Source organism: Streptomyces sp. NPDC050485 (assembly GCF_044458185.1).
In the GTDB taxonomy this organism is placed as follows: domain Bacteria; phylum Actinomycetota; class Actinomycetes; order Streptomycetales; family Streptomycetaceae; genus Streptomyces.
In genome coordinates this window covers 61966-88011 of the sequence record NZ_JBITHR010000029.1, presented here as the reverse complement: position 1 = coordinate 88011, position 26046 = coordinate 61966, and the positions used below count along the sequence as shown (strand labels likewise).

At 70.5% G+C, this 26046-nt stretch carries 31 protein-coding genes; all 31 read left to right on the top strand.

The window, feature by feature from the left end; translation table 11 throughout:
* Positions 1 to 225: 225 nt before the first annotated feature.
* A complete protein-coding gene (locus ACIBK6_RS36695; RefSeq protein ID WP_399056915.1) occupies positions 226 to 414 on the top strand; it encodes a DUF5999 family protein in 189 nt (62 codons plus the stop codon).
* A gap of 109 nt (positions 415 to 523) precedes the next feature.
* A complete protein-coding gene (locus tag ACIBK6_RS36690) occupies positions 524 to 736 on the top strand; it encodes a hypothetical protein (protein ID WP_399056913.1) in 213 nt (70 codons plus the stop codon).
* 143 nt (positions 737 to 879) lie between these two features.
* The gene (locus ACIBK6_RS36685; RefSeq protein ID WP_399056911.1) at positions 880 to 3060 is read left to right on the top strand and encodes a hypothetical protein; all 2181 of its coding nucleotides are present in this window, start codon (positions 880 to 882) and stop codon (positions 3058 to 3060) included.
* Between the two features lie 170 nt (positions 3061 to 3230).
* A complete protein-coding gene (locus ACIBK6_RS36680) occupies positions 3231 to 3701 on the top strand; it encodes a hypothetical protein (RefSeq protein ID WP_399056909.1) in 471 nt (156 codons plus the stop codon).
* Positions 3701 to 3904 carry a hypothetical protein gene (locus ACIBK6_RS36675; protein ID WP_399056907.1) on the top strand — a complete coding sequence of 68 codons (204 nt, stop codon included), beginning with the start codon at positions 3701 to 3703 and terminating at the stop codon, positions 3902 to 3904. The genes ACIBK6_RS36680 and ACIBK6_RS36675 overlap by 1 nt, the downstream gene beginning before the upstream one ends.
* 122 nt (positions 3905 to 4026) lie before the next feature.
* Positions 4027 to 6000 (top strand): hypothetical protein, encoded by a 1974-nt coding sequence (locus ACIBK6_RS36670; RefSeq protein ID WP_399056905.1) that lies wholly within the window; start codon positions 4027 to 4029, stop codon positions 5998 to 6000.
* 2 nt (positions 6001 to 6002) lie between these two features.
* Positions 6003 to 6539, top strand: a complete 537-nt coding sequence (locus ACIBK6_RS36665; protein WP_399056904.1) for a hypothetical protein — start codon at positions 6003 to 6005, stop codon at positions 6537 to 6539.
* 75 nt (positions 6540 to 6614) lie between these two features.
* Positions 6615 to 7475 (top strand): hypothetical protein, encoded by an 861-nt coding sequence (locus ACIBK6_RS36660; RefSeq protein WP_399056902.1) that lies wholly within the window; start codon positions 6615 to 6617, stop codon positions 7473 to 7475.
* Complete coding sequence (locus ACIBK6_RS36655) at positions 7472 to 8908, top strand: DNA/RNA helicase domain-containing protein (protein ID WP_399056900.1); 1437 nt, start codon at positions 7472 to 7474, stop codon at positions 8906 to 8908. Before ACIBK6_RS36660 ends, ACIBK6_RS36655 begins: the two co-directional genes overlap by 4 nt.
* Before the next feature lie 133 nt (positions 8909 to 9041).
* Positions 9042 to 9233 (top strand): hypothetical protein, encoded by a 192-nt coding sequence (locus ACIBK6_RS36650; protein ID WP_399056898.1) that lies wholly within the window; start codon positions 9042 to 9044, stop codon positions 9231 to 9233.
* A gap of 70 nt (positions 9234 to 9303) precedes the next feature.
* Complete coding sequence (locus tag ACIBK6_RS36645) at positions 9304 to 9813, top strand: hypothetical protein (protein ID WP_399056897.1); 510 nt, start codon at positions 9304 to 9306, stop codon at positions 9811 to 9813.
* A 237-nt stretch (positions 9814 to 10050) separates the two neighbouring features.
* Positions 10051 to 10794: a hypothetical protein gene (locus tag ACIBK6_RS36640; protein ID WP_399056895.1), complete on the top strand. Its 744-nt coding sequence runs from the start codon at positions 10051 to 10053 to the stop codon at positions 10792 to 10794.
* Positions 10795 to 10904: 110 nt separating this feature from the next.
* Positions 10905 to 11135, top strand: a complete 231-nt coding sequence (locus ACIBK6_RS36635; RefSeq protein ID WP_399056893.1) for a hypothetical protein — start codon at positions 10905 to 10907, stop codon at positions 11133 to 11135.
* Positions 11136 to 11291: 156 nt separating this feature from the next.
* Entirely contained in the window at positions 11292 to 11756 is a 465-nt protein-coding gene (locus ACIBK6_RS36630) for an RRQRL motif-containing zinc-binding protein (RefSeq protein WP_399056891.1), read from the top strand.
* 528 nt (positions 11757 to 12284) lie between these two features.
* Complete coding sequence (locus tag ACIBK6_RS36625) at positions 12285 to 12869, top strand: hypothetical protein (RefSeq protein ID WP_399056890.1); 585 nt, start codon at positions 12285 to 12287, stop codon at positions 12867 to 12869.
* A 174-nt stretch (positions 12870 to 13043) separates the two neighbouring features.
* The gene (locus tag ACIBK6_RS36620) at positions 13044 to 13595 is read left to right on the top strand and encodes a hypothetical protein (protein WP_399056888.1); all 552 of its coding nucleotides are present in this window, start codon (positions 13044 to 13046) and stop codon (positions 13593 to 13595) included.
* Positions 13596 to 13699: 104 nt separating this feature from the next.
* Entirely contained in the window at positions 13700 to 14005 is a 306-nt protein-coding gene (locus ACIBK6_RS36615) for a hypothetical protein (protein WP_399056886.1), read from the top strand.
* Positions 14006 to 14096: 91 nt separating this feature from the next.
* Positions 14097 to 14312, top strand: a complete 216-nt coding sequence (locus ACIBK6_RS36610) for a hypothetical protein (protein WP_399056884.1) — start codon at positions 14097 to 14099, stop codon at positions 14310 to 14312.
* On the top strand, positions 14312 to 14782 hold the full coding sequence (locus ACIBK6_RS36605) for a hypothetical protein (protein ID WP_399056883.1): 471 nt from the start codon (positions 14312 to 14314) through the stop codon (positions 14780 to 14782). Before ACIBK6_RS36610 ends, ACIBK6_RS36605 begins: the two co-directional genes overlap by 1 nt.
* A gap of 10 nt (positions 14783 to 14792) precedes the next feature.
* Positions 14793 to 15254: a hypothetical protein gene (locus ACIBK6_RS36600; RefSeq protein ID WP_399056881.1), complete on the top strand. Its 462-nt coding sequence runs from the start codon at positions 14793 to 14795 to the stop codon at positions 15252 to 15254.
* The gene (locus ACIBK6_RS36595; protein WP_399056879.1) at positions 15254 to 15430 is read left to right on the top strand and encodes a hypothetical protein; all 177 of its coding nucleotides are present in this window, start codon (positions 15254 to 15256) and stop codon (positions 15428 to 15430) included. The genes ACIBK6_RS36600 and ACIBK6_RS36595 overlap by 1 nt, the downstream gene beginning before the upstream one ends.
* Positions 15431 to 15471: 41 nt before the next feature.
* On the top strand, positions 15472 to 15711 hold the full coding sequence (locus ACIBK6_RS36590) for a hypothetical protein (protein ID WP_399056877.1): 240 nt from the start codon (positions 15472 to 15474) through the stop codon (positions 15709 to 15711).
* Between the two features lie 184 nt (positions 15712 to 15895).
* Positions 15896 to 16678, top strand: a complete 783-nt coding sequence (locus ACIBK6_RS36585; protein WP_399056875.1) for an HIT family protein — start codon at positions 15896 to 15898, stop codon at positions 16676 to 16678.
* On the top strand, positions 16675 to 17235 hold the full coding sequence (locus tag ACIBK6_RS36580; RefSeq protein ID WP_399056873.1) for a hypothetical protein: 561 nt from the start codon (positions 16675 to 16677) through the stop codon (positions 17233 to 17235). Before ACIBK6_RS36585 ends, ACIBK6_RS36580 begins: the two co-directional genes overlap by 4 nt.
* A 412-nt stretch (positions 17236 to 17647) precedes the next feature.
* Positions 17648 to 17788: a hypothetical protein gene (locus ACIBK6_RS36575; protein ID WP_399056871.1), complete on the top strand. Its 141-nt coding sequence runs from the start codon at positions 17648 to 17650 to the stop codon at positions 17786 to 17788.
* 715 nt (positions 17789 to 18503) lie between these two features.
* A complete protein-coding gene (locus tag ACIBK6_RS36570; protein ID WP_399056870.1) occupies positions 18504 to 19847 on the top strand; it encodes a ParB/RepB/Spo0J family partition protein in 1344 nt (447 codons plus the stop codon).
* Positions 19844 to 20740 carry a ParA family protein gene (locus ACIBK6_RS36565; protein ID WP_399056868.1) on the top strand — a complete coding sequence of 299 codons (897 nt, stop codon included), beginning with the start codon at positions 19844 to 19846 and terminating at the stop codon, positions 20738 to 20740. The genes ACIBK6_RS36570 and ACIBK6_RS36565 overlap by 4 nt, the downstream gene beginning before the upstream one ends.
* Positions 20741 to 21085: 345 nt before the next feature.
* The gene (locus ACIBK6_RS36560) at positions 21086 to 22639 is read left to right on the top strand and encodes a DUF2637 domain-containing protein (protein WP_399056866.1); all 1554 of its coding nucleotides are present in this window, start codon (positions 21086 to 21088) and stop codon (positions 22637 to 22639) included.
* 1061 nt (positions 22640 to 23700) lie between these two features.
* Complete coding sequence (locus ACIBK6_RS36555; protein WP_399056864.1) at positions 23701 to 24585, top strand: hypothetical protein; 885 nt, start codon at positions 23701 to 23703, stop codon at positions 24583 to 24585.
* A 39-nt stretch (positions 24586 to 24624) separates the two neighbouring features.
* On the top strand, positions 24625 to 24903 hold the full coding sequence (locus ACIBK6_RS36550; RefSeq protein WP_399056862.1) for a hypothetical protein: 279 nt from the start codon (positions 24625 to 24627) through the stop codon (positions 24901 to 24903).
* Positions 24900 to 26027, top strand: a complete 1128-nt coding sequence (locus tag ACIBK6_RS36545) for a conjugal transfer protein (protein WP_399056860.1) — start codon at positions 24900 to 24902, stop codon at positions 26025 to 26027. The genes ACIBK6_RS36550 and ACIBK6_RS36545 overlap by 4 nt, the downstream gene beginning before the upstream one ends.
* Positions 26028 to 26046 lie beyond the last annotated feature (19 nt).

Sequence of the window (26046 nt, the reverse complement as noted above, 5' to 3'; positions counted from 1 at the left end):
ACCCCCCCCCCCCCGCGGGCTGCCGGCCCCCCCGGGGGACCGAAACAAACACCCCCCCCCCGCACCCCGTTTTCCACCCCGGCGGCCCCCCCCCACCCGGGGCGCCCGACCTTTCGCACGCCTTTGGTCCGGGAGAGTCTCGGGCCCGTCCCCTCGCCAGGAGAGCTCATGGACCGCAGCACCCAGCTCGACACCGCGACCACCACCCGCCGGCTGCCGAAGTCGCTGTGCAGGCACACCCCGACGTGCCCGACCGCGTTCAGCGCGGACCGTGAGGCCGCGAAGGTCGTGGCCGGCCACCCCGAGCAGGGCTGGAGCCTGCTGTGCAACGGAGTCCTGCTCTTCGAGGACACCGGCGAGCTCCTCCCCGACGGCCAGGTCATCGCCCCGCACCGCCCCGCGGTCGCGGTCTGACGGCTGCCCGATCCGCCCGCACCGACCGCCGACTCCTGACGGCCGGGTCGGGCGGTGACAAGGAGCCGGACAGGCCCCGATTCACAGCCCTTCCCAAGAGGAGATCCACATGTCGCTCCCCGCATGGCTCACCAGCCAGATCACCGCTGCCCAGGCCGAAACTGAAGGCGACGGTACGACGTGGTCCGCGTACGCCACCACCGATGACGGCCTCGCCCAAATCGCTGGCGCTCATGACCGCGACCACGCCCAGAGCTGGCTCGACGAGTCCGGGCGCACCGGCCTCGTCGCCCCCAGCCGGCGAGCTCCCGCCCATCGCTGACCAACTGCCCCGGCAGAACGACCCTCCGAGCCCCCGGTACCTGAAGTGCCGGGGCCTCGGAGGGCCTGGTCACGACCCTACCGACCGCCACCGACCCACGGTGCCCCTTCTGCACGGAGGCGCCCGGAAGAGAGGACACCCCCGTGGCTACCAAGACCCCTCGCCGCCAGCGCCAGACCGCGGCGACCCCGAAGCCCCGCGGCGCGCGCGCCAAGGCGGCGAAGTCGGCGGCCGTCTCCAACAAGCCCGAGGTCACCGACACCGCGGTGCACCCCGATGCCGAACCCCACATGGTCGACGTTGTCGACCGCACTGCAGACCTGCGGGACCGGGCCGCCGACATCATCGACCTCGCCCGTGAGGAAGCCGCCGCCCTCCAGACGGAGGCCGAAGGCCAGGCCGTGCGCACCGTCACCGCCGCGCACGAGCAGGTCGCGCAGATGCTGTCCGAGGCGCGCACGCGTGCCGAGGGCATCACCGAGACGGCCGACCAGGAAGCCACGGCCCAGCGCACGGAGGCCAAGGAGACGGTGGAGGCCGCGCGCGGCGAGGCCGACCGGCTCCTGTCCGAGGCCCGCGACCGCGCCGACTCCCTCTTGGAGGAAGCGCGCGCCCAGGTTGCCGAGCTGACCGAACAGGCGGCTGCCGACCACGAGTTGGCCCGCACGCAGGTCACCGAGATGCGCCGCCTGGTGGAGGCCGACCTAGCGGAGATCGGCGAGCTGGTCACCGCCCGCCGCGCGGAGGCCGCGGCGATCCTCGCCCGTGCCCAGGAGCAGGCCGACCAGCTGCGGGCCGCCGTCCAGCGTGAAGTCGACCAGGCCCACGAGCGCATCACCAGCCTGGCCACGACGGCGGCCGCCGCCTACGACGCCCGCCGGGCAGAGGGCGAGAAGCTCTACACCGACGCCGTCACCGCCGCCGACTCCCGTCGGCGCGAGGCGGACCAGGCTGTCGCTGACGCTCATGGCGAGGCGGAGAAGGCCCGTGCCGAACTGCGCGAGGAGCTGCGCGCGATGGGCGAGGCGTTCGACAAGGAGGCAGCCGAGAAGCGTGCCGCCCTGGACGCTGACCTCGCTGGACTGCGCAAGGCGTGCGAGGAACAGCGTGAGCGGCTTCGCCGTGAGGCGACGGCCTTCGCTGCCCAGCTGCGGGAGGCGGCCCAGAAGGAGGCCGACCGCATCACCAGCGAGGCGGAGAAGAAGGCCAAGGGCACCATCGATCGAGCGCAGGCTGCTGAGGCCAGCGCCCGCCGGATGCTGGAAGAGGCCCGGGAGGCCAAGAAGGCCAACTCCAAGTTCCGGGGCTGGCATCAGCGGCTCGGTCGCAAGGCGTGGAAGACCGCGCCGTGGATCGCGCTGGCCGCCGGCGTCGGCCTGGCCGCCTCCGGTGAGTACGAGCTGGCCCGCATGGTCGGGATCAACGCGTACGTTGCTCCGCTGCTGCCGGTGTCGCTGGACGTGTACTGCGTGACGGCGTTCCGCGCCAAGCGGGACATCCCGGCGGCGCTGACGCTGATGGCGTCGGCGAACGTGATCTACCACCTGTCCGAGCAGGCGCACATCGTCAAGCCGGGCGGGGCGGCGCCATGGCCGCTGACCACCTTCGTGGTGCTGATCTTCGTGGCTGTCATTTGGCGCGTCCACTCCCTGATGCACGACGCTGGTACGGACGGCCACGGTGGTACGGACACTGCGTCCGGTACGGACGGACGTACCAGTACGGCCGCTCGTACGGACGGCGCGACTGGTACACAGCACGCGCGTACCACCCCCGCTGGTACGGGCTCGTACGGCGCGGCGGCTAGTACGCCGCCCGCTAGTACGGTCCCCGGCGCGGCTCGTACGGAGCCTGTACGCAACGGCGCGCACGCCGCCGTCCCGGCAGGGGCGAATGCGGGCGTGACCAGCGCGTACAGCGGCCGTACAAGCGGCGTACAGGCTCCCTCTTCGGGGGGCGGTCGTACTAGTACGGAGCACTCCGGCCGTACCAGCGCGGCGGTGTACGACGGCGGGACGCGTACCAGTACGGTCACCGCTCGTACAGCCACGGCGAACGGCGCTCCCGACGCCCGTACCAGTACGGCCAACGGCCACCTGCGTACCGGCGGCACGGACAGCGCCGGGCGTACCAGTACGGCCACCCCGGCTCGTACGGACGCCGAACTGCTGCCCGCCGTACGAGAGCTTCCGCGCGAGGAAGACGGCTTCGTCAACGTCTCGCGCGTGCGCACCCAGCTCCGGGTCAACCAGGACCGGGCGGTGCGCCTGCTCAAGGGAGCCGGCCTGCTGCGTCCGTCGGACGCGGACAAGTACCTGACCTGATCCACCTGCCGCTCATGGTCGCCACCGGTCCGTGCTCGCACACCGAGCGCGGACCGGTGACGGCCACGGCCGGCAGGCCGATCGTCCGTTCCCACCCCCGAGCGGGAACGCCCCCCAGGCCCGAATCGGTGCCGACCCCGAATGCACAACCCGATAGAGGAGAAGCCCTGATGAGCGACGACAAGCAGCCGCGCAGGGGAGTGTGGACGCCCGACTTGCTCGCGGAAGGCCCGGATAAGCGGCGGGTGTTCATCGAGCAGCGCAGGCAGTACCTCGCGCCCCTGCTTGCGGAGTCGAAGGCCCTGCTCGCCGAGATCGAGGCCGATCTGAGCGAGGCCGACAAGCTTCCCGGTGACCTGCCGTTTCAGGCGAAGCTGCGGGCAAAGCACACGGTCCGGCCGCTCGCGAAGGTCGTCGCGGACCTTGAGGACGTGATCGTCCAGCTCACCGCGTACAGCGCGCGGTACCGGCGCAGCTACGAGGAACTGCCCGATAAGCGGGCCGAGAAGGAGGCCGACCGGCAGCGCCTGAAGGAGCTGAAGGCCGGCGGCGGGCAGCGGCAGATCGACGCGCCCGAACCGCAAGCGGAACCCGCCCAGGACACGAACCCGTTCTTCGCGCACCTCAACAAGGGCGCGTGATGCCGGGCAAAGATCCTGCGCGGTCGAAGCGCCTCACCTTCGAGCTGTGGTCGCCCCGGATCAACGGGGCGGCCACCCCTCGCGACCAGGTTGTCGTCCTCGTCGACGCAGCGCGGGCCCACCTTCCCGCCGACGATCCGATGTGGGCGGCACTGGCCGACCAGCTCGGGAAGTACCTGAAGGAGAAGGGCTTCGGCTCGTAACTCTCCGCGTTCAAAATCAACGTTCAAATCAAGGAATCCGGCCGCACCGGCTGTCGCCACACGCGCGCGTCACGCGCGCGCGTACGCGAGGCAGGGCCGTTACGTCAAGTGAGGACGAAAAGATGACCGACGACGGTCGGGGCGCGGACGTCATCACGCTCCCCATGCCTAATCTGGCACCCCCCGGCAGCGCTCCCGACGACGAGGTTCCGCCCCCGCCGACCCCTGGTGATCTGGCCCCGCCGCCCGACTTCTTCCTGCCGTTCTCCACCCCCGGTGATGGCGACGATCCGAGCACCGTCGACCCGGACGACGTCGCCCCGCAGATGGTTGCCAACGCCTCAAGCGGAACCGGGACACCGGCCCGGGCGACGGCCTCGATGGCGATGGTCACGATGGCGGCGATCGCTGTCGCGGCGCTGCGCGGCACCTGGTCGGTGGCGAACTATCTGAAGGCGCGGCGTGAGCATCACGACGCCGTCGCCGACAAGGCGCGTGAGGCGGCCGACAAGCAGAAGGTCGCCAATACGGCGGCCGGTGCGAAGAAGGGCGTGCAGCCCGCAGCCCAGTTCGGACGCGGCGCGACCGGCAAGGGCGGCGGCCGCTCGGGCGGGTCCGGCGCTGGCGGCGGCTCCGGGCGCGGCACCTTCGGGCAGCAGCAGAAGCCCGCACCGAAGGGTGGCGGCCGGGGCAGCACGGCCAACGGCTCCACCGGGGCCGGCGGCCGCGGCTCGGGGTCGGGCGCGGGGCCGAAGGGATCGAAGAACGGAACTGCCGGCAGCGGCTCGCGCACCTCGGGGTCGGGCTCATCGGGTAGGGGCTCGAAGGGCGCGGCGGGAGGCGGCACCGGGTCGTCCGGCTCGGGATCAAGTAAGGGCTCACCGAGCGGGGCGAAGAAGTCCCCGGGCACGCTCGGGAAGCTCGCGACGGGGCGGCAGCAGCGGAAGAACGATGACGCGAAGGCTCAGCGCCAGGCCGCGGCCGATCAGCGCAAGGCCGACCTGGCCGACCGCGCGGCGGCCAGGAAGGAAGCGGCAGCCGAGGCTGCCGACCGGCGCAAGCGCAAGGCCGAGAAGCGGAAGGCGAAGCGCGAGCGTGAGAAGGCGGGCGGCACAGGCCCGAAGGACCCGAAGGAGACCGGCAAGGGCAAGCCTGACGAGAAGGTCGACCTGACCAAGAAACCGGAAGCCGGTGACGGGACCGGGGCGAAGAAGGACGACACGGAGAAGGTCGACCTGACCAAGAAGCCCAAGGCTGGTGACGGCACGACCAAGAAGGACGACACGGAGAAGGTCGACCTCACCAAGAAGCCCAAGCCCGGCGGCTCGAAGGGCGGGACGAAGAAGACACCGAAGGTGCCCCCGAAGAAGAAGCCGCGCAGCTGGCGGCGGAAGCCGAAGGGGAGCACGACGGGGCCGAAGACGCGTCGGCGGCGCAGGACGGACCGCAGCACGAGCGGCCCCGGGGCGATGCCCGGCGGTGACGGCGAGTGGCTGCGCCCTCCGCCCGGATGGGACGTCAGTTACAAGGTCGACCTCGAGGTCATCCGGCCCGAGCCGCGGCGACGTCAGCCCGCCGGCATCACCACAGGTCGCAGGGAGCTGCCCGCCGGATCATCCGGTCAGGTCACGCCCACCCGCTCCGTACCGAAAGAGAGCCCGATCGTCATGGGTACAGCCGTTTCCGTCGGCGAGGTCGGCGACACCCAGTTCGTCGACGCCGACCTGACCGTGTACGACCTGATCGAGTCCGACGAAGAGATGGGCGAGCAGATCCTTCAGGGCGTCGATCACATGAACCTCGTTGCCTCGAAGTGTGAGGGCCTGAAGTCCGGGCTCGAATCGCTGTACGCGATGTGCATCGAGAAGAAGGTGCCCGGCGTCCTCGTGAAGTGGTGCATCCGCCTCATGGAGCGGGCCGGGAGCGTGCAGGACAAGGCCGAAGCGCTGCGCGACTCCCTGCCGCGCGCGTCCGAGGCGATCCTTTCGGCGCGCGACACCGCCGTCGAGGCCGACAAGCTGCGCGCCGACCGGGTCAAGGAAGCCGGGCACGTCGCCCCGGCTGAGCGTGAGTACCACGACCGAAGTGGGGCCTGATCATGAGCACCGAATCCGAAAGCGGCGGCGCGATCGAGCCGACGAACGTCCAGAGCGGCGCGGAGGTCGCCGCATCCGGTGCATCCGACCTGCCGGTCCCCGGCGAGGGGATGGACGCTCCGGCTGATCTGCCTGCCGAGCGCAGCGGCCGCATCGTCGACGTCATCGCCGACGCGATGACGTTCATGCTCGTCATCGCCCGTCTGGGGATCGCGGCGGTGGCGATGCGGCTGCTCTCGCAGGCCGTGAAGGGCGCGTACTCGTATGTCGAGGACTGCGCGAAGACCGTCGACGGGCTCGCCGACGTCGCCGCGTCGCTGGCCGTCGACGACTCGGTGACCTCCTCGCACCATGACGCGGCGGCCACGATGCGGGAGTCCCTTGCCCTCGCCGACGCGCTCGCCGCTGAGGCGGCGGAGATGTCGACCGAGTTCGACAACGCGGCCCGTGACCACGAGAGCGACTACGGCGACGTCAACGAGGCGATGCAGGCCGGCCCGTACGACGTCGCCGAACGCGAGTGGTACAGCAACCGCTGACCCCATCCATCCCGAAGGCGCCGGTCCCCGCACGAGGGGCCGGCGCCTTCCGCACACCTGAAAGGAGTGCCGACGATGCCGCTGCGCACGTACATCCAGACCACCCGCCGCGCCGGTTCGGCCGCGATCAGCGGCGTCGGCCGGCTCGCGACCCTCGCGGGCGGCAGCGCCATGGCTGCGGGACTGTTCACCGACGCCGGCACCGTGCCCGCGATCCTCACCACGATCGCGGCCGGGCTGGGCGGGGCGTTCCTGTCGCCCCGCCTCCAGCTCGCCCACCCGATGAAGAAGCCGATCGTCTTCACGATCTACCTGGCGCCGCACACCCTGCTCGTCTCCAACCTCGTCACCGAGCTGGTGTGGGACGCGACCGCGGGCCGCCTGGTCCAGGGCGGCGTCGCCGCGCTGTGGACGGCCGGAGTGTGGTGGCTGCGTCCCGGTCAGCTCGCCAAGCGGGTCGCGAAGTGGCCCGAGCCCGTCGTCGAGACCGACGGCACCGAGGACGGCCAGGACGCCACCGGCGCTGAGGTCGAGGTCGCCGTCGAACTCCCCGACGACCCGGCGGGCCGGTGGTGGGCCCTGAACGCGGCGAAGAAGGACGGCGTCGCCGAAGGCACGCGCGTGATCGCCGTGCGGGCGATCGAGGACCGCCGCCGCGTCGCCGTCGCGCTCGCCGCGATCGAGCAGGGCGAGCCCGTACCCGACATCAAGGTCAAGCGCCTGTCGGCCTTGATGAACGTCCCCGAGCAGCTGCTCGAAATCGAACCGATTCCCGGGCACGGCGCCGGAGTCGCGATGCTGCTGATCGGCCCCAAGCCCGAGGCCGCCCCCGTGGCTGACGAGGACGTGTGGGCGGAGATCGGCCGGTCCGCGCTGCCCGGTGTGACCCTCACCGAGATCAACGAATACGACATGTCGAAGGAGGTCAACCCGTGACGCCGGCCGCCCTCGCGAAGAACCACGTCGAGGAAAAGCAGGAGGTGATGCGCGAGTACATGCTGCGCACCAGGCCGGGCGGCGTGAAGGGCGCCGACCATGACGCCCTGTGCGACCTCCTGGAGGTCGACGACCCCTCGCGCGTGATCTTCGAGCAGGGGCGGGGCCGCCAGGCCGTCGTCCGCGTCTTCCCCGTGAACCCGCTCGCGAAGATGCGGGCGATCACCTTCGAAGACCTTGAGCTGGATGAGAACGGCTGCATCCGGATCGGCTCGTACTACGACGGCGAGCCGCTGCGGATGCGGGTGCACGACCCCGAGACCGGCAACGCCCAGCGCATCATCATCTTCGGCACGACCGGCGCCGGTAAGAGCCGTGCCCTTCAGGCGTTCCTCGCCGCGTGCAAGCGCAACGGGATCGTCGTGCACCTCGCTGACCTCAAGGGCGGGCAGTCCGTGCCCGAGGCGAAGGGCAACGTCGCCACGCACGTACGGACGCTGAAAGAGGCGATGGGCCTGCTGCGGGCCGCCGTCGCCAAGGCCGAAGCGCGGTTCAACCGGTACGGCGACATGGGCCGCTCCGGGTTCCTGATCAACAATCCGGACCCGCTTGAGTACGTCGTCATCGACGAAGCCAACCGCCTGCTGGAGAAGGGCAGCCCGTTCAGGGCCGAGGCGGCCCGGCTGATTAAGGAGATCGGCCGGACCGGGCGCAGTGTCGGCATTGGCATCGTGCTCGCCGCGCAGGCCGGCCACCTTGACGAACTCGGTGGCAGCGACACCCTGCGAGCGATGCTCAAGGAAGGCGAGGTCATCCTCCTTCGGTGGAGCTCGCAGATGATGGCCTCGCTCGTAGGCGACGGCCTGCTGCCGACCGGTGAAAACCTCCAGCCCATCCCGAAGATCCTCGGGCGCGCCCGTCGTATCCAGCGATGGGGAGCGCCCGTCGACCGAAGCAAGGAGAAGCCGAACTCGCAGGGTATGTGCTACCACCTGACGTCGGCCCGGCCGACGTCGATGGCGCGCTTCTTCCTGGTCGGCTCGCTCTCACCGCACGAGGGCTACGACCCGGTGATCCGGCAGCTCTACGGCTCCGCACCGCCTCCGGGTGAGCCCCTGAAACTGATCTTCCCGCCGCCCAAGGACGCCAAGGGAGGCCAGGCGGCGGCAGAGGACGGCGACGACCTGGAGTACAGCGAGGGCGACGAAGCCGAGTCCGAGTCGCTGCCGCCGATGCCCAGGACGCTCAAGGAGCGGATCCTCTCGGCACTGGAGTCCGGTCCCCTGTCCGAGGCAGACCTTCGCGCGGCCCTCGATGAGGACGGCGGGAAGGAAGCCAAGCTCGGCTCCGTGCGCACCACGATCAGCACCCTGCGAGGCGAGGACAAGATCGCCCCGAGGGATGCATCTGGCTTGATCAGTCTCGCCATGTGATCTAGCGGTGCCCGGGACCGACCCCGGCGCGCCCCTGCTGTCTCACCCTCTGCGCCCTCCCCGCCGCCACGGCCGGGAGGGCGCCCCCACATCGCTGTCATCTACGCCGACCTTCGCGAAGGAGTTTCCCACCGTGGCGCTGACCGTCTCCCTGGTCGTCCTCGCCGGAATCGCCGTGCTGCTCCTGCTCCGCACTGGCTCCCTGCGCATCTGGCCCGCCCTCGCTGCCGTCCTGTTCGGCTTCACCCTCGCTTCCACCGGCATCGCCCCCGCCGTCACCGGCTTCATCAGCAGCGTCGCCGGAATGCTCAGCAGCATCGGCTGAACAGCCCCGCTCCCCCGCCCCGGCGCCCTCCCTGTCATCACGGCCGGGAGGGCGCCCCGCATCTGCCCGGATGGAGAACACCGTGGACGCCGATCGCATCACCCGCCCGATGACCGACGCCGAAGCCAAGGCCGAAGCACAGCGGATCATCGAAGAGAACTTCCGCCCTGAGGTGCCCGTTGTGCGGCACATCCCGACGTCGTTCCGCGACGACAGCCCGCTGCCCGCGTACGGCGACACCCCGCCCGTCCATCAGGACGACCGCCGGATCGTGCCCGCCTGGGCGGCCGGGATCGCCGTCGCGAGCATCGGCGTGGGCGCCGGCATCACCGGCATCGGCTGCGGGGCCTGGCTGGTCCTCCAGGGCCTGGCCTCCGTCACGCTCTACGGCGTGTTGATGGTGACCCTCCCTTTCGCGGGCGTCGCCATGGTCGCCACCGCGATCGGCGGCGCAATCAGCAAGGCACGAGGCGCGGTCACCAAGAACGTGTACGAGGGCCCAGTCACCCAGAACACGCAGATCAACAACACCAGCACCCAGCGCGGGATGTTCTCCCGCACCCGCAACAACGTCCGCTGAACTCCGGACGCCCTGCCTCGCATCCGACACCCGCCGCACAAGCCGGGCTTCGGGTGCGGGACAGGCCCTCCGGCCCTGCGGCCAGTCGCAGCCGGTCCCGTCGCAGCCGTGGTCATCGACCCCGGCCCCGGGGGCTGCCCGCCGACCTGCAGCCGTTTCCTCCAGGCCCGCCGCTCACCGCGTGGCCCACTCGCACTCTTCTCCGTGCCCACCCACCGACACCCTTGGAGTTGCCCCGTGCAGTCCAACGACAACACCCACGGCCAGAACCGCCAGGAGCTCACCTACCTCCCCGTGCCCTTCCCGAAGGCGCCGCCCAAGGAGCCGCGGTTCGCCGCGCTGCGCGCCTGGTGGAACACCGCGTGGGAAGAGGACGGCGTCCTGCACACCATGTGGGAGGACATCCTCAGCGCCCCCGAGGACGGCCTTCGGCACATGGCCCCCTGGATCCGCGCCGTCCTGATGGTGGCCGGAGTCTCTTTCGCCGTGCTGATGGCCCAGGCCGCCGGTGAAGTCGTCCTCGAGGCGCTGCACCAGCTGCTCACCGCCGTGCCCAAGGTGCAGGTCGGCGTCGACACCTCCAGCGGCGTGGTCGCCGTCGTCGACCAGCCGGTGCGCACGTACATCGCGCAGCACTCCGCCGGCCTCGCCGTCGAAGGCTCCACCGTCTACACGCTGTGGCTGCTCACCGGCATCGTCGGCCTGGTCCTCGGCTACCTCTCCCGGAACAACGGAGTGCGCGCGATGTGGACCGCGTGGGGCGCGGCCACCGTGTCCATGGTCTGGACGACCACCCCGGCAACCAGCCGCCCCATCGCGGCCGGACTCGCCGTCCTCGCCTGGACGTTCCTGTCGGCGTTCGCGATGCGCGGCCTGACCCTGCGCCGCCGCGTGGTCACCGTCAAGCCCGAGATCCACGTCCCCGCCCAGCCCCCGGCCGCCGAACAGCACCCCCACACCCCTTGCCGGTTCCGCGACTGACTACCGGACGCTCTGCCTGGCCCTCGCCCACCCGCTCCGGCGCGGTGTGCGAGGACCGGACAGGCCATCCGGCCCGTACGAACTCCGAACCCCAATGAGGAGAAGCAGCGTTGGCGAAGCCCCCGAAACCCATCGGCATGGTCACCGAGCTCCCCAAGGCGAGCTGGTGGAAGGTCAACCGGCACATCGTGCTGCTCCTGGCCGGTGTCTTCCTCGGCTGGCAGCTGAGCAGCGGCTCCAGCGGCGCCGACCCCCAGCCCGCTCCCCCCTGCCCCACCCACAGCAGCCCCAGCCCCAGCACCTCAGTCGAGCCATTTCCCGGCCTCACCCGCTCCCCCTGACCCCGTCCAACCGGCCTGCCCGCCCACGTCGTCCTGGAGGAACTTCGCCGTGCTCGTTCCCCGCCCCCGCCGCCGGATCGGCCGGCCCCGCCCGCAACGCCCCGGCCCCCGCTACCCGCAGCACCCCGCCCGGCTCCCCGGCACCTGGAGCAGGTGATGCCCCGCCCCCGGAAGAAGGGGCGCCGCCGCGAGGTCAAGAAGGTGCCGCGCAGCTCCGCGACGCTGGAGGAGTTCGACCGGCGCACTTGTCCCGAGGGCCTGATCACCCGCAGGCAGCTGCGCGAGAGGGGCCTGAGCCCCGGCGGACACGCCCCGGTCGCGGTCCTACGCTGCAAGTACTGCGCGTACCGGCCCGACCAGTCGTGTAACCACCCCACCCGGGCCTGGCTTTACGACGTAAACCTCGCCCGGCCCAAGCGGACGCCGACGCTCGCGCAGGAATGGGCGCTGGACCGGGCGATGGCCGCGAGGTCGACCTGCCCCGAGTGCCAGAGGCGCTACTACTTCTGCCTCCCGCTGCGCACCCAGGGCCGCTGCGACCCCTGCGACAAGGGCTATGAGCCCAGTCCCGACACCTACTTCGCGTCCACGGCCCTGGTCACCCACCGGCTGGCCGCCTGAATAACGACCTACCCGAAGGAGAAGTCACCGATGCTCAGCAGCCTGTTCACCCGCCCCGCCCCCGCCCCCGAGACCTGGACACCGGAAGGCTTCACCGTCCAGCCCCTCGGCCGGCTCTGACCGTGCGCGCCCGAACCGCCGCTCTGGTCGCGGCCGCTGTGCCTGCCACGGTCGCGGCGGCCGCCGCCGTCCTCAAGGTCGGCCACTGGCAGCTGTACGCCGACCGCCACCGCATCCACCTCACACCCGTCGCCCGCCGCTCCTGCCCCGACTGCCGGGGCGCGGGCGGCTGGTGGGTCGGCGGCGCGAACCCGGAGATGGAGGCGTGCGGCTGCTGGTCGATCCGGCGCGAGATCCGCATCCGGCTCCCTGCCCATCCCGGCCTGGCCGGACGAACCGCCGTTCTGAGCGACCTTCGCCCCGGCCACGCGGGCCGGGGCGAAGGCGCACACGGGGTCGACCGCAGCATCGGCAAGAGGCCGGCCGCCCCGCCCCTTCACTCGAACCCGAGATCAGGAGAACCCCAGCATGCCCCGTCTGTCCCTGACCACCGAGCGCCTGGCCCTCTTCGGCACCCTGCTGGCGACCTTCGGCGAGCTGCATCCTGCCTGTGACCAATGGGTGCAGGGGTCGAAGACAGCTTCACGGAAGCGGCTGTGCGGCGAGGACCTGGTCCACGCCGACGGCTCCCCCGCCACGCCGGACTCCACCCGCCCGACCATGACCATCAGCACGCTCGGCAGGCGTGCAGTGGCCTGCCATGTCGCGTCCTACACCGCCGTACAGCTCGCCGCGACCATCGGCATCACCCGCGCGTTCGGCTACCGCGTCACCCCGACCGCGCTGCTCGCCGGCGCGGCCATCAACGCCTCGACGCACGCCGCGATCGACCGCGGTGCCTTACTGCTGTGGCTGGCGAAAAAGGCCAAGAAGACTGGCTACATCGAGCACTGCCAGGCGGTCCGTCTCGACGACGACGGCAAAGCCACCTCCGAGCTGACCGGGCCGGGCAGTGCGTGGATGGAGCTGGACGCGGCACTGCACCGCGCCATCGGCATCGGTGCCGCCGCCGTCACCACCTGGCTCACCACCCGCCCCGGCGGCCGCCGGTGACCGCGAACTCCCGTACGCGCCTGGAGCGCGTCCGCGCTGCGGTCGCCATCGCCTCCCTGGCTCTCCAGCAGCGTGAACTCCGTGCCGGAGTCCGCCCGCCCGTCTACCGCGCCTGACCGCCGACTTGGGCACCCCGGTCACCATCCATCTGCCATTCCGACAAGGAGCGTCCCCATGACCACCTCCGGCACCGGCACCATCGACGACCTGTTCACCGGCCTCAAGGTCAGCAGGCTCAGCGGAATCATCGAGCGCGGCGACGCCTACGACGTCCTGCTGCACCTGCTGGAGTACACGCGCTCTCTCGCGGACCGCACCACCAGCTCCGAGCTGTGGACCGTCCTGCAGACGATCCCGGGATCCACGAGGTTCGGCGGCCGGGCCCGTCTCCTTCAGCTCCTGCAGGCCGCCGAACACGACCGGGAGATCCGCCTCACCGCCACCGGTCACATCCTGCTGCGGCTGGACGCGCCGTCCCACGGCGGGCCCGAGCACCTGTGGGTCCGATTCGACGGCCGCGCCGGCGGTGGAGCCGAGGTGGAGGTCACCGGCGCGTTCCCGTGGCCCGACTACCAGATGCACGCCCCGGGTCCTGCCTGGTGGCGTTGCACCGGCTGCCGCGATCACAGCGGCACCCGCGCCCAGGACTTCGACGTGATCCGTGCGGCTGCCGCAGAGCACGCCGGTACCTGCCGGGCGCTGTCCGCTCCCCCGGCCGCGGACTAACGCGACGGACGCTCCATGCCGCCCCGGCCCCCGCACTGCGCGGGGGCCGGGGCGGTCGCGGTGGTCCCTCACGACCAGCCGCACCACGAAGGGAGTTGGACGTCATGGACAACCCGTACTTCTACGAGGTCGACGTCCCCATACACCGCACCGACAACCCCGCCGTTCAGGGCACGCACATCTTCGCCGGCAAGGCCGACTCCATGGCCGAAGCGGTCCGCATCGTGCACGAGGTGTACGACGCCGCGCGCGCCGCGCGGCAGGCCGGGAGCGAGGTTCCCGACCAGCGGCCGGACGGCTGGGGAGCCCGCGGCTACCGCGTGGGCTGGGAGCTCGACTGGTCCGAGGCGGAGGCGGGCCGCTGGAACAACCCGTACAGCTGGACCCGCGTGAGCGACCTCGAGCTGTAGCTCTGCCCCGGGACGGCCGCCAAAGGCCGGAAAACCAGTCGGCCGCCCCGGGCCCATCCATCCCGTACAAGACGAGAAGGAGATCCCCAGTATGGACTCCATCCAGCGCGCGCAGGCCCGGTTAGGACAGTGCGCCGACGACCACACCCTGGCCTACCCCGAGCCCGCCCCCCACCCGCTGTGGTCCCGGACGGCCCGGCCCTGGTGCAGCCCACTCACCCGCGCCGAGCAGCAGCACAACCAGGAACTGCTGCTGGACGCCCTGCGCACCGACCGCACCGCCCGACCGCAGGCGGAGGCAAGCTGATGGACACCACACACCTCGCGGTCGACGGCTACGTCGACGCCATCCCCGAGCCCGGCACCACAGCGGGCACCGCCTGCTTCGACCTGATCGTCTCGCCCGGCGACCCGGACCCCGACACGGTGTTCTCCTGCACCACCTACGACCCTCGCATCGTCGACGCGGTGCTCACCGAGATACAGCCCGGTGACCTGCTCCGCGTCTCCGGGATCGTCGTCCAGCACGAAGAGCCGGACCAGCCCGCCCAGTTCACCGTCGACGGCCTGGAAGTCCTGGACGCCGCCCCGGGCCCGATCCTGCACATGACGCTGGAGCGGTTCGGCCCGTACGTCGTGGTGTTCGACGCCGATCGCGACGGTGTGCCGGTCTTCACCGAGTTCGGCACGTGGGTCGGTGAGGCATCGGGCCCCGCCGCCATCGGCGCCCTGATCGACGCCTTCGAGGGGCGCGGCCCGGCGGCCGACGACGCGTGAAGGAGCCGTCGTGCCGATCCGTCCCGAGAACCTCGCTCGCTACCCGGACAACTGGCCCGAGATCAGCGCCAGGATCCGGTTCGGGCGGGCGGCCAGCCGCTGTGAGTGCTCCGGGCAGTGCGGCCTGGAGCACCCCGGCGGGCGCTGCCCCGCCCTCCACGGCCAACCTCACCCGGATACCGGCTCCGAGGTGCTGCTGACCACGGCTCACCTCAACCACACCCCCGAGGACGTGAGGGAGGAGGTGCTCCTGGCGGCCTGCCAGCGCTGCCACCTCCGCATCGACCACGGCCACCACAAGGTGACCCGCTCGATCACCCGCGCCGCCCGCGCGGCCGCTGCCGGACAGCTCGGTCTCCTCACCGAGACCGACCTCATCCGCACCGAGCCGCCCACCCCACCGTGCCCGCCGGTCCCCCGCAAGGGCCCCGCCGTGGCGCAACTCCCCTTCCCCGACCCGGAGATCCCGTGATGCCCGACATCTCCACGCGGACCGTGCTGGAGCGATTCCCCGCCGGTCACCCGCGCGGCTCGTGGCCCGCGGACGCATACGCCGCCCAGCAGCACGCCCAGGGCAAGGACGCCCGGGTCGTCATGGACCTGGACAGCGACGAGTTCCTCGTGGTCACCGACACCTCGCCCCAGTAACACCCCACCCGGAGCGCCAACACCGAGACAAGGAGCCCTTGATGGCCCGGATCACCGTCAGTATCGAGCCCCAGCACGCCGACTTCACCAAGTGCGAGCACGAGGTGAAGACCTCCGGCCGGCCCCGCGACCCCGAATCCGGCTGCACCGGCCGCGCCCAGTTCCAGGTCGTGTGCAGCGAGCACGGCGCCGTCGGAAAGCCGCACTACCTCAAGCTGTTCGCCGACCCGGCCGCCATCGAGCACCGCCAGGAGCACCGCGCCGCCCTCGCCACCCGCTGACCCACCACCCGCTCCGCGGGGCGGGCCGCCCCCCGGCCCCCCCGCCACCGGTACCCGAGACCCCAACACGAACGACAGGTTAATAGACTACAGCGCACCCCCCAGGCCCGACCCCCCCCCCCCCCCCCCCCCCCCCCCCCCCCCCCCCCCCCCCCCCCCCCCCGCCTCCGTTCCCGGAGAGCCCATGCCGTACGACGTGTTCATCGACTCCTTCGGCGCCCGCTGGCAGGACGCCCCGCCGCCCCGCTACCGCGCCGCCGTCCTCTCCATCAACCTCACCGACCAGCTGCTCAACCCGCCGGACGACCCGACCATGGCCGACGCCATCGCCAGCCAGACCGGCCTGGACGCCGACGTGAACTCCTACGTCCTGGGCACCCCCGGCGCGGCCCGCATCATCGACGACGCCTTCCACGAGCTCACCGCGCTGCTCACCGCCGCGAACGGCCGCCCCGTCCAACTCCTGGTCAACTGCTGGTACGGCCGCCACCGCGCCCCGGCTGTCGCCTCCGCGATCAGCAGTCGGCTCCGCGACCACGGCTTACGCGTCGCCGTCACCCACCACCACATCGACCGGCCGCCGGTCCCCCGCAAACACCCGCGCCCCGGCTGCCCGTTCTGCGCGATCGTCCACGACGGCGCACCAGCCGAGATCGTCCGCCAATGGAACGACACGATCGCGATCGCGCCCCGCAGCGGCGGCTGCACCAACGGGCACCTCCTGGTCATCCCGCGCGGTCACGTCGACGACTTCACCGTCGACCCGGTCGTCTCCGCCACCACCCAGCACCGCGCCGCAGAACTGGCTGCCGAGATCGGCGGCCAGTGGAACTACGTGACCTCCTGCGGCGACGCGGCAACCCAGACCGTCCGGCACCTGCACGGTCATCTGCTCCCCCGCACCGCGGGCGACGGCCTCGCCCTGCCCTGGACCCGCCCCGCCCGCGAAACGGAGTCCGCCCGATGACCACATACATGGACCGCTTCACCGACCGCGTCACCGAGGTCACCGCTGAACTCGCCAGCCTGGACATGCCGCTCACCGTCCCGGCAGGCCCCTTCACCACCGATGAGTACGGCTGGATGAGCCCCACGCCGGAGATCGACCGCTCCAGCCTCGCCTGGTGCACCGCCGTCCGGATGCTCACCGAGCACCACCAGACCACCCTCGCCCGGCAGATCCTCAGCGCCGACGCGCTCCTGCGCGAGCTGGGCGTCCCCGGACTCGCCACCCTGCACGGCGACCTGGCCGGCGCCCCCATCGACTACCGCTTCACGCCCTGCCCCTACTGCGACGGCATGGGCGACGACCCCACCTTCCCCACCTGCGAAGAACTCGGCTGCCGCATTCCGGCGAGCATCGCCGACCACCCCCACTGCTGCCCCGTCTGCCAGGGCGAGAACTGCGAACCCGACTACTACGCGGAGCGGCAGATGGACGAGGTAGCACGGCAGTGGGCCGAAGCTCTCGCGGCTAAGACGCCACCCCGCCGCTCGTGGCGCACCCTGCTACACCGCCGCTGAAGAACCACCCCGATCGGCCCGGGGCGGCTTTCGATCACTGCTCCGCCGCCACTGCTCAGACCACATGACGAGGCCTCGTCTCTCCGGTGTGTCCGGAGGGGCGGGGCCTTTTGTCGTCTCAGGGGGCGGGCTCACATCTCTGGCTGAGGTATCGCGACGAAGAGCCTCCCGCATTACCCATCGCAGCTTTGGAAAGGACCACTCATGCCCGTCATCGGACCGGGCCACGACGACCCCGAGTACGACAACTACGACCCTGCCTGGGAGACCCAGGACACTTGGTTCCGGCGATGGTTGTTCGAGAAACTCACCGACGCGGGCAGCGGCTGCGCCGCTGACATTTGCTTCCACATTCGCCCCAGCCAACCGGTTCCGTGGTCTGAGCCTCATGGATCAGGGAGCCCTCGCCATCATGACCGGCACCACAGTCGACGCCGTGCAGGCCGCACACAAGGCCGACCTCAAGGAGTGGGCGGGCGAGCAGCAGCTACGAGACCATCCTGACCTTGCCGTCCTCGATGCAGATCTGGACCGCATCCGACGCTGCTCCTGACCTGAACTCGGCACGCTCTCAAGGTGTCGACTACCTCAACTCTGCGCTGGACTGGCGGGATTCGTTGCTTTAACCCGTCTCACTGCACGACGCGGCCCGCGCTATTCGAAGTCAGCGAGCGCGGGCTGTTCACCGACCCCTATGAGCCCGGCGCCGTCGCGCTCCTGGGCGCCGCCATCGAGGGAGTAGCCGCTGCATGACCGCGACCCTGTCCGATCGCGACCTGGGTGGACTGACACGCTCAACAGGTAGGACCAAGGCCCGGCTTCCCCGTGATCCTCTTCACGCGGGAAGCCGGGCCTTTTGTGCATCGGGAACTGTCGGACCGCTGCCGCCTTCCCCTCCCTGTTGAGGTTCCGGCCTGAGGCTGCGGTTGTCCGTTCTCATCGAACCCAGTCGTCGGCAAGCGGTTGACCTGGGGCGACTAACTTCGTTGAGACGGCCGCTCCCAGATCGCCTCCGTGGCTACCTGTCGTTGGCCTGCGGCGACTGAGTTCGATGAGACGAATCGGTCCCGACTCGGTTCGTTGAGACGAGACAGCGGTGCTCAGGTGGCTATCCGTCAGACCTCTGATGTGGGCAGGCGTTTCCATTGGAAACGGCAATCCGGCCTGCGGCAGATCGAGTCTTGCCCCGGCCGGACCGTACCAGGAGTCAGGTATTCCACGAGGAACGGCTAGTCTCTGGCCGTACTTTCTGTCGTCCTGGAGAACCTATGGCTGCCAACCTTCCGAGGCCCAAGCGCACAAGCACCAAGCAGGCCCCCGTTGCTCCTTCCAAGGAAGAGGCGTTCTACCGGGGCGGCAAGGATCGCAGCGGGGACACCGTCGAACTCGACCCCGCGAGCCTCTGCCCCAACCCGTTCAATCGGCGGGCCATGTCCGGCGTTGAGGAGCTCGCGGCCACGATCGAGACGGTTGGCCTTCTCCAGAGCATCGCCCACATCCCTGCGGATCTCTGGATCGAGCATTACCCGGAGACGGCGGAGAAGATCACTGCCCCGAACGTGATCCTCTTCGGGGAGCATCGCTGGCGTGCGATCCAGTCTCTGGGTTGGGAGGAGATCCCCAGTGTCCTGATGGACGACAAGGTCGCGGACGCTCGCCTCATCACCCTCATCGAGAACCTCCGCCGAGCACAGCTCAGCCCGCTGGAAGAAGCCGAGCACTACGAAGCTCTGCGGAGCAGCGGACTGTCGTACGAGCAGATCGCGCAGAAGGTCGGAGAGACCGCTAAGGGAGCCATCTCTAAGGGCACCGTGTGGAAGCGTGTACAGCTGCTCACGCTGGAGCCGGAAGTCCGGGGGGCTCTCAGGGACGGCACCCTGGTCGTCAGCACGGCGGAGAAGTTCCAGAAGATGAGCGCCGAGGAGCAGCGGGAAGCGGTGACTCTGGTTCAGGGCGGCATGCGTCCGCTGGAGGCGCAGGCGCAGATCCTCGCGCGCCAGCGGCAGGTCGAAGACGCACCGGACTCCGACAACCCCACAGATGACGACACCGTTTCCAATGGAAACGACGGCGCCCCGAAGCCAGCAGGCGTTTCCAATGGAAACGCTGCCCCCAAGCGGAGGATGGCGCCGAAGAAGGAGCAGCCCAAGCCGTCGGCCGACCAGTACGAACGCGACCGCAGCACCGCAGCTGCAGCCCGGGATGCTGCCTGCCAGCTTCTCGTAAAAGCCGTCGACGTCAGCGACTCCGGCGACACCGATCTCCTCCTCAAAGCCATGACCGGTGCCCTGCTGGCCCCGCAGCAGCAGTCCGCCGCACAACAGCGCGCTCTGGTCTGGCTCCGACGAGCCGAACGCCACAGCATCGACGACCAGAACGCCAGCTCGTACTTCAACGCCGTCCAGGATTCCGGCGATGCCGACCTGCAGCGGCTCGCCGCCTTCGCGAGCGCCCTCGCTGCCGGTGAACTCCGTACCGCCGCCCGTCGGCACTCGTGGGGCACCCGCGAGATCGGATACCTGCGCCTCCTCCAGGATCACGCGCAATACGCCCCAGAGACCGCGTGGGAGAAGAAGGAACTCGGCTTGGACACCACAGGAGAAACAGCGTGACGCGCACCGTCGACCCCCGCTTTCGCCCCCGGAGGCGGCGCCACCCCAAGATCTATGCCTTCATCCTCGAGTGCGGCGGTTCCACCAAAACCACTAGCGCCACCTCCATGGCGACCGAAGCCGCACTGCGCGGCTACCCGGGCACCATCTTCGACTTCGACGCCAACCGATCCACCACCACGATCCTCGGCTACGACGAAGAGGCCATGAAGGGTCGGAAGACCGTCCTCGACCTTATCCATGGAACCGCAACCCTGGACGAGGTCGCGCTCCCGGCCCGCTACCGCATCGGCGACGGCTACGACGACGACGCCTTCGCCTATATCCCCGGCCTGCGCATCGTGCCCAGCTGCAAGGAGATGTCTACCGCGGACACGGCCATCGCCGAGGACGCGGACCGGCAGGATTGGTTCGCCGAGATCCTGCTCGCCTACGACGGTGACGAGGACGACATCTTCTGGCTCGACTTCCCCGCTAGCTACGGGAAGATGGTCTACTCCGTGATCCGCATGCTCGACGAAGACGACTCTGTGATCCCGTCGGTCCGTGCCGATCCGAAGGACGTCAAGCTCTTGGTCCCGTTGTTCGAGGAACTGGGCCGTGTCAGGGAGAAGAATCGCCTCCGGCGGTCGGTGCCCGGCCGCCCGACGGTCAACCACTTGATCCTCACCGGTACCCCGACCGCCAGCTACACCGAAGCGTCGGCCCGAAAGGCAACAGCGCTCGCCGAATCTCTGTACGGCGACATTCTCACGCCCTACATCCGCTACTCGGCCGACGCGAAGAAGCTGTACGACGACTGCTGCCCCCTGCCCATCCTCCTGCCTAACTCGGTGCCAGCCGTTGACTATCGGAAGCTGATGACCAGCATCGGATTCCCCGACCGCACCTGACTGCCGTTTCCAATGGAAACGCCGGCGGCCCGGCCCCCCACCTCTCTGGGGGGCCGGGCCGTCCGCTGTCCACCGGTCGACGTCCCACCTCGTTCTCTCTCAGTCGGGCCCGAGCCCCACTGCCCCGCCGCTCCAGCCCGGCGGCATCGACGAGAGGCACATGACGATCACCGCGCTTTCGGCCAGAGCGTCCAGCAGGGGTTGGACCGGACGGCCGAGGCCAGGTGAAGCGATCTCAGTTCGCTGACAATCAGACCTCGCACCCCAGGACCCTCCCTCAGTCCCACTTGTCACGTGAGAGTGTGAGGGGCACTCAGGATCACGATCACAGGAGGACAGCCCCACGTGTCTGCGGGGAAGAAGGTTCCGCTGCAACTCACACGCACGCACCGCATTCTGATCGGGTTGGTGGTCGCGGGTGCCGTGGTGATCGCCGGGATCGGTTTCGCGGGTTCGTACGCGGCGGTCCGCGAGCTCGCGCTCAAGAAGGGCTTCGGCAACTTCTCCTACGTCTTCCCGATCGGAGTCGACGCGGGCATCTGTGTGCTGCTCGCCCTCGACCTGCTCCTGACCTGGATGCGCATCCCGTTCCCGCTGCTTCGCCAGACCGCCTGGCTGCTGACGGCCGCCACCATCGCCTTCAACGGCGCGGCAGCCTGGCCGGACCCGCTGGGCGTGGGCATGCACGCCGTGATTCCCGTGCTCTTTGTCGTCTCGGTCGAGGCGGCCCGGCACGCGGTCGGCCGGATCGCCGACATCACTGCCGACAAGCACATGGAGGGAGTTCGGGTGACGAGGTGGCTGTTGTCGCCGGTCCCGACCTTCCTGCTGTGGCGCCGCATGAAACTCTGGGAGCTGCGCTCCTACGAGCAGGTCATCAAGCTCGAACAGGACCGCCTCGTCTACCGCGCCCGCCTCCAGTCCGTCTACGGCCGCGCCTGGCGCCGCAAGGCCCCCGTCGAATCGTTGATGCCGCTGCGCCTGGCGAAGTTCGGCGTCCCGCTCGCCGAGACCGCCCCGGCCGGCCTCGCCGCCGCCGGCATGGAGCCGGTGCTCCTGCCGTCGGTATCCATCGAGCGCACCGACCTGCCCCTTGCTAGGAGGGAGATGGACCAGGAGCCCGACCGGACTGTGGATGCAGGAGAGGTGCCTGCGTCCGTATCCGAACACCTCTTCCAGCAGGTTGCTGCGAGTCGCCTGGAGTCGGAACCGGTGGGGGAGCGGCACGTACCGGAGGAGGAGCGGGAGCAGGCCGAGGACCGGGAGCAGGCCGCGCCCGCGAGTCCCTGGTTCGCTGCCCAGCACGTCTCGCCCGAGGTGTACGAGGGCACGTATGACCCAGCCTTCACCGACGCCGCCCCTCAGCCCCAGCCCCAGCCCGAACAGGCCCATGAACGCGAGCCGGTGATGGTCTCAGTAGACCCCAGCCACGCGCAGGCAGCGAATGCCGAGACCTTCGGGATGGGGCCCGATGGTGCGGATTCCAACATGGAGCTGCACCGGGACACTGCATCGGTGCTGGAATTCCAGCATTCCAACGCGCGGGAGTTCGAGGGTGTGGCGGCCGACCGGACCGGGGGGAGTGGCCGGGTCAGCGTGCAGGTGCGGATTCCCCCGGCGCGGGAGGAACTGGCTGAGTCCGGAACGCCTTCTACTGATGACGGGACGACGGGGCCCGTGGCGGACGCCGTGCAGGAGCCGGTCGTTGAGGAAGAGGACGTGAGGGCGGCGGCGCCGGCGGACCTCAAGGGCATCGCGCTGGTCGAGTTCTACTACCGGGCTCTGCGCCCGAAGGAGCAGGCGATGTCGGCGAACAGCCTTGCCCCGATGCTCGCGGAGCGGACCGGCTACAAGGTCGGCACGGTGCGCAAGTACCTCGGGGCGATCAAGAAGGCGTAGCGGGACCGTTTGCCGCGCGCCTGGAATTCCAACGCCGGGCCGGACGTCCGCGGCACCGCTTCGGTGCGTGGCCAGGGTGGAATTTCCATGCCTCCGGCGGCTGCTGCTCCCGGCGATCAGCAGCTTGACGAGACGTCCTGACGGTGCCCGGGAACAGTGCGCAGATGCTCCGCTTCAGCTGTGATGGCCGGTCGGTCTTCTACGGCGTATCGGGAGTTCCAAGTCTGTGACCATTGATTTTCCAACTGGCGAGCATTTGTGTGAGCTGTTCCAGGGGTTCAGTCAAGCTGCCGGACAGAAAGCCTACTGACTGCCAGACCTGTACTCGCACGCCCCGGCAGGGGACGGTCCACAGGGGGCTCCGGGATGCTGATGAGGCCCGATTGGAATGCCGAGGGGCGGCCGTTGAGGCTGTGTCTGGGGAGCGGGTTGGAACGGCTGTGCTCGATGCGAAGGCTGCCTGGCTGGAGTTGGAACGGGCAGCGTGGCTGATGCCTCGCCGTGCTGGAATGCGTGCGCACGGTGGGTCCAGGGACCGGTCATGACGTCGGCTGGTGCCTGGATTGGTCCTTGCCCAGGGCCGATGCGGCAGGTCGAGTGGAGGCGGGCGCGGCGGAGTCTGTGGCCGATGAGGACTTGATCGGCCACTGGCCATGGACGGTCACGCCCTGATCGGCCACGCTCATCGTGGCCGATCAGGCTTCCAAGACCGGGGCGGGCAGCGCTGTCGAGCGCGGATGGCTGGCCGATTGCTGGCTGCGCATGGGCGGCAGCGGACCGATGGTTCGCTGCGGGCGGTTTCGCTTGTGGCGCCGACTCGGCCGTCGGTCCTTGGCCGCGCCCTGAGGGCGTCGGCCCCCTTCCTTGCCCGGCAGCCAATGTCCTTGCCCGCACCTGCTGGAGTTCCTTGCCCGGCCCTGTGACTCCTTGCCCAAGCGGCCTTGTCGGGCCCCGGTTTCGGCGGGCAAGGAATTGATCTGGGCTGTCCGGGGCGCGGGCAAGCTTTTGGGCAAGGGGTTGTGAGGAGTGTTCACGGCACGAGATCCGAAAGGAGCTGTGCCGTGGATCAGACGTACCCCGTCCGCAACGTGTGCGGAATCTTCGATCGCCTGGACGCCGAGTGGGCGGCGCTGTGCGCTGATACCGCGGTCCAGGCCGCGGTGGCCGACTGGCTGATGGCCGATCACCTGGCCGACGATCTGGCCGAGGTGACCGGTGCGTGGGTACGCACCCTGGGACCCGCGCAGTTGCTGGCCGCCTTGCGGCCACGCGACGGGGTGCTCTCCGATGCACTGACCGATGCAGTGCTGCGCGCTCTGCTCAGGCGGGCGGCCGGTCAGGACCGCTCGGCTGTCCTGGCGGCGCGGATCGTGGTGCAGGCGATGGTGCCGGCCGCGGTGCGCATGGCCCGCGGACTGGCCCGGCAGGGGCGCGTCTTCGATGACACCAGCCACATCGTGGTCGTCGCACTGTACGAGGTGGCCCGGGCCGGCGGCATCCACACCCGGCCCGGCCGGCCCGCGGCCAATCTCGCCCTGGACATGCTGCGCCGGGTCGGACGCGAACTGGCCCGCGAGCACGAGCGGCTCGGCGACGACCTCGCGCTGGCAGACGACTACGCCGACCCTGAGGCCGGCCCGGCCGAGCGGGCCCATGCGCAGTGGGTGCAGTCGGCGGCGGCCGCCGCCCGTCTGGCCCCGGACCGCGACGCGGGAGTGGAGGAGTGGAGCCAGGCGCGCCTGGAGCTGCTGGAGCTGGTCCTGGAGGCGATGGAGTCCGGAACGCTCTCGCCATCCGAGGCCCGCGCCATCGCCTGGCACCACACCGCGACGCCGGTGCCCGATGCCCGGGCGGCCCGCCTGGCCGGGACGACGCCTGGCGCCTGGCAGCGCCACCGCTCCCGTGCTGTGCACCGCCTCAAGTCCGCCGCGCGCACCACGGTCTGACTCGCCCCTGCCTGTTTGCCGTCCACTGAGAGGAATGAGATGCCCTCCTTCACCAAGTCCCGTGCTGTCGACGCGGACGAGGAACGCGTCACCCGCGCCCAGCACTTGCTCATCGGCCTCGGGGCCGCCCTGGTACACCATCCCTTCGACCCCGCCGTCCACGAACGGCTGCTCACCTTCTTGTCGGACGAGGCCGCCGCCGTGCTGGCGTCCCTGCACGCACTGGAGCAGCGGCCCGAGCGCGAACTGCGCCGCCGTATCGCGGAACTGGCCGGCCACCACCTCGTACCGGCCGTCTCGGGCGGGGGCGAGGCATGAACACGCTGCGCCACCGCCCCGAGCAGCCCGAGCCGCACAGCGAGGCCACCGCCGACAGCCCGGCCGGAGATGGTCCCGGTGAGCTGGCGGGATGGTCGACCGGAGCACGCGCCAACACCAGCGCCCTGATTCGGTACGGACTGTGGGGACTGCTCCTACTGGGCCCGCTGCTCGGCCTCACCGCTTTCCTCTCCGCCCCTGCTGCCACCCGCCCGGCCCCGCACCCGGCGGCCCCGGCCGCTCCGGCGGCGGGCGGCCAAGGAGCCTCGGGCTTTGCCCAGCTGTTTGTCGCCGCGTTCCTCAGCGCGGGGGAGGGCGACCAGGCCAAGCTCGCCGCCTACTACCCGCCCGCAGCTGGGCTGCGCCTTGAGGGCGCCTCCCAGCGGCACACCGGTGAGCAGCTGACCGTGGTCCGGCTGCGCCAGACCGACCGGGACGTGTGGTCGGTGACCGTGGCCGCCCGCATCACCGACACCCACCCCACGCCCACGCCGAGCAGCCCGGCCGACGAGGCCCGCCGCGATCCCAAAGCCGATGCCGTCGCGTCTGCAGCTGGCGCCGTGCACTACTTCCAGGTCCCGGTCGCCACCGCTGTGGCGGCGGGCGGGGCGAGTGGGTATGTGGCGCTGGCGATGCCGGGCGAGGTCAGCGCGCCCGCCCGGATCGCACCCCCGGCCCTCGTCTACGGGCCGCTGCGGCCGGCTCTGCCGTCCGACCCGCGCACCCAGGCCGTGACCCAGTTCCTGAACGCCTACCTCACAGGCACCGGCGGCCTGGACCGCTACCTCGCGCCCGGCACCCAGCTCACCGCGATCAGCCCCGTCCCGTACACGGAACTCGCCGTCGACCAGCTTGCGATCGAGGGGGAGAGCGGGGGAGAGCCGGTCGCCGCCGTCCCGGCCGACGGGACCCGGCTGCGCCTGGTGGTCCAGCTGCGCGCCCGCGGCCAGGACGGCATCCGTGTCCCGCTCACCTACGCGCTCGCCCTGTCGGCACGGGCCGGGCGCTGGGAGATCGCCGCCCTGGACGGCGCCCCGACCCCGGCCCGTATCCAGCCCACCGCCCCAGCCTCCGCCCCTTCCACGGCCACGGGCGCACCGGCGCCTGGTGGCTCCCCGTCCTGAACCGCCCCTGCGACCCAAC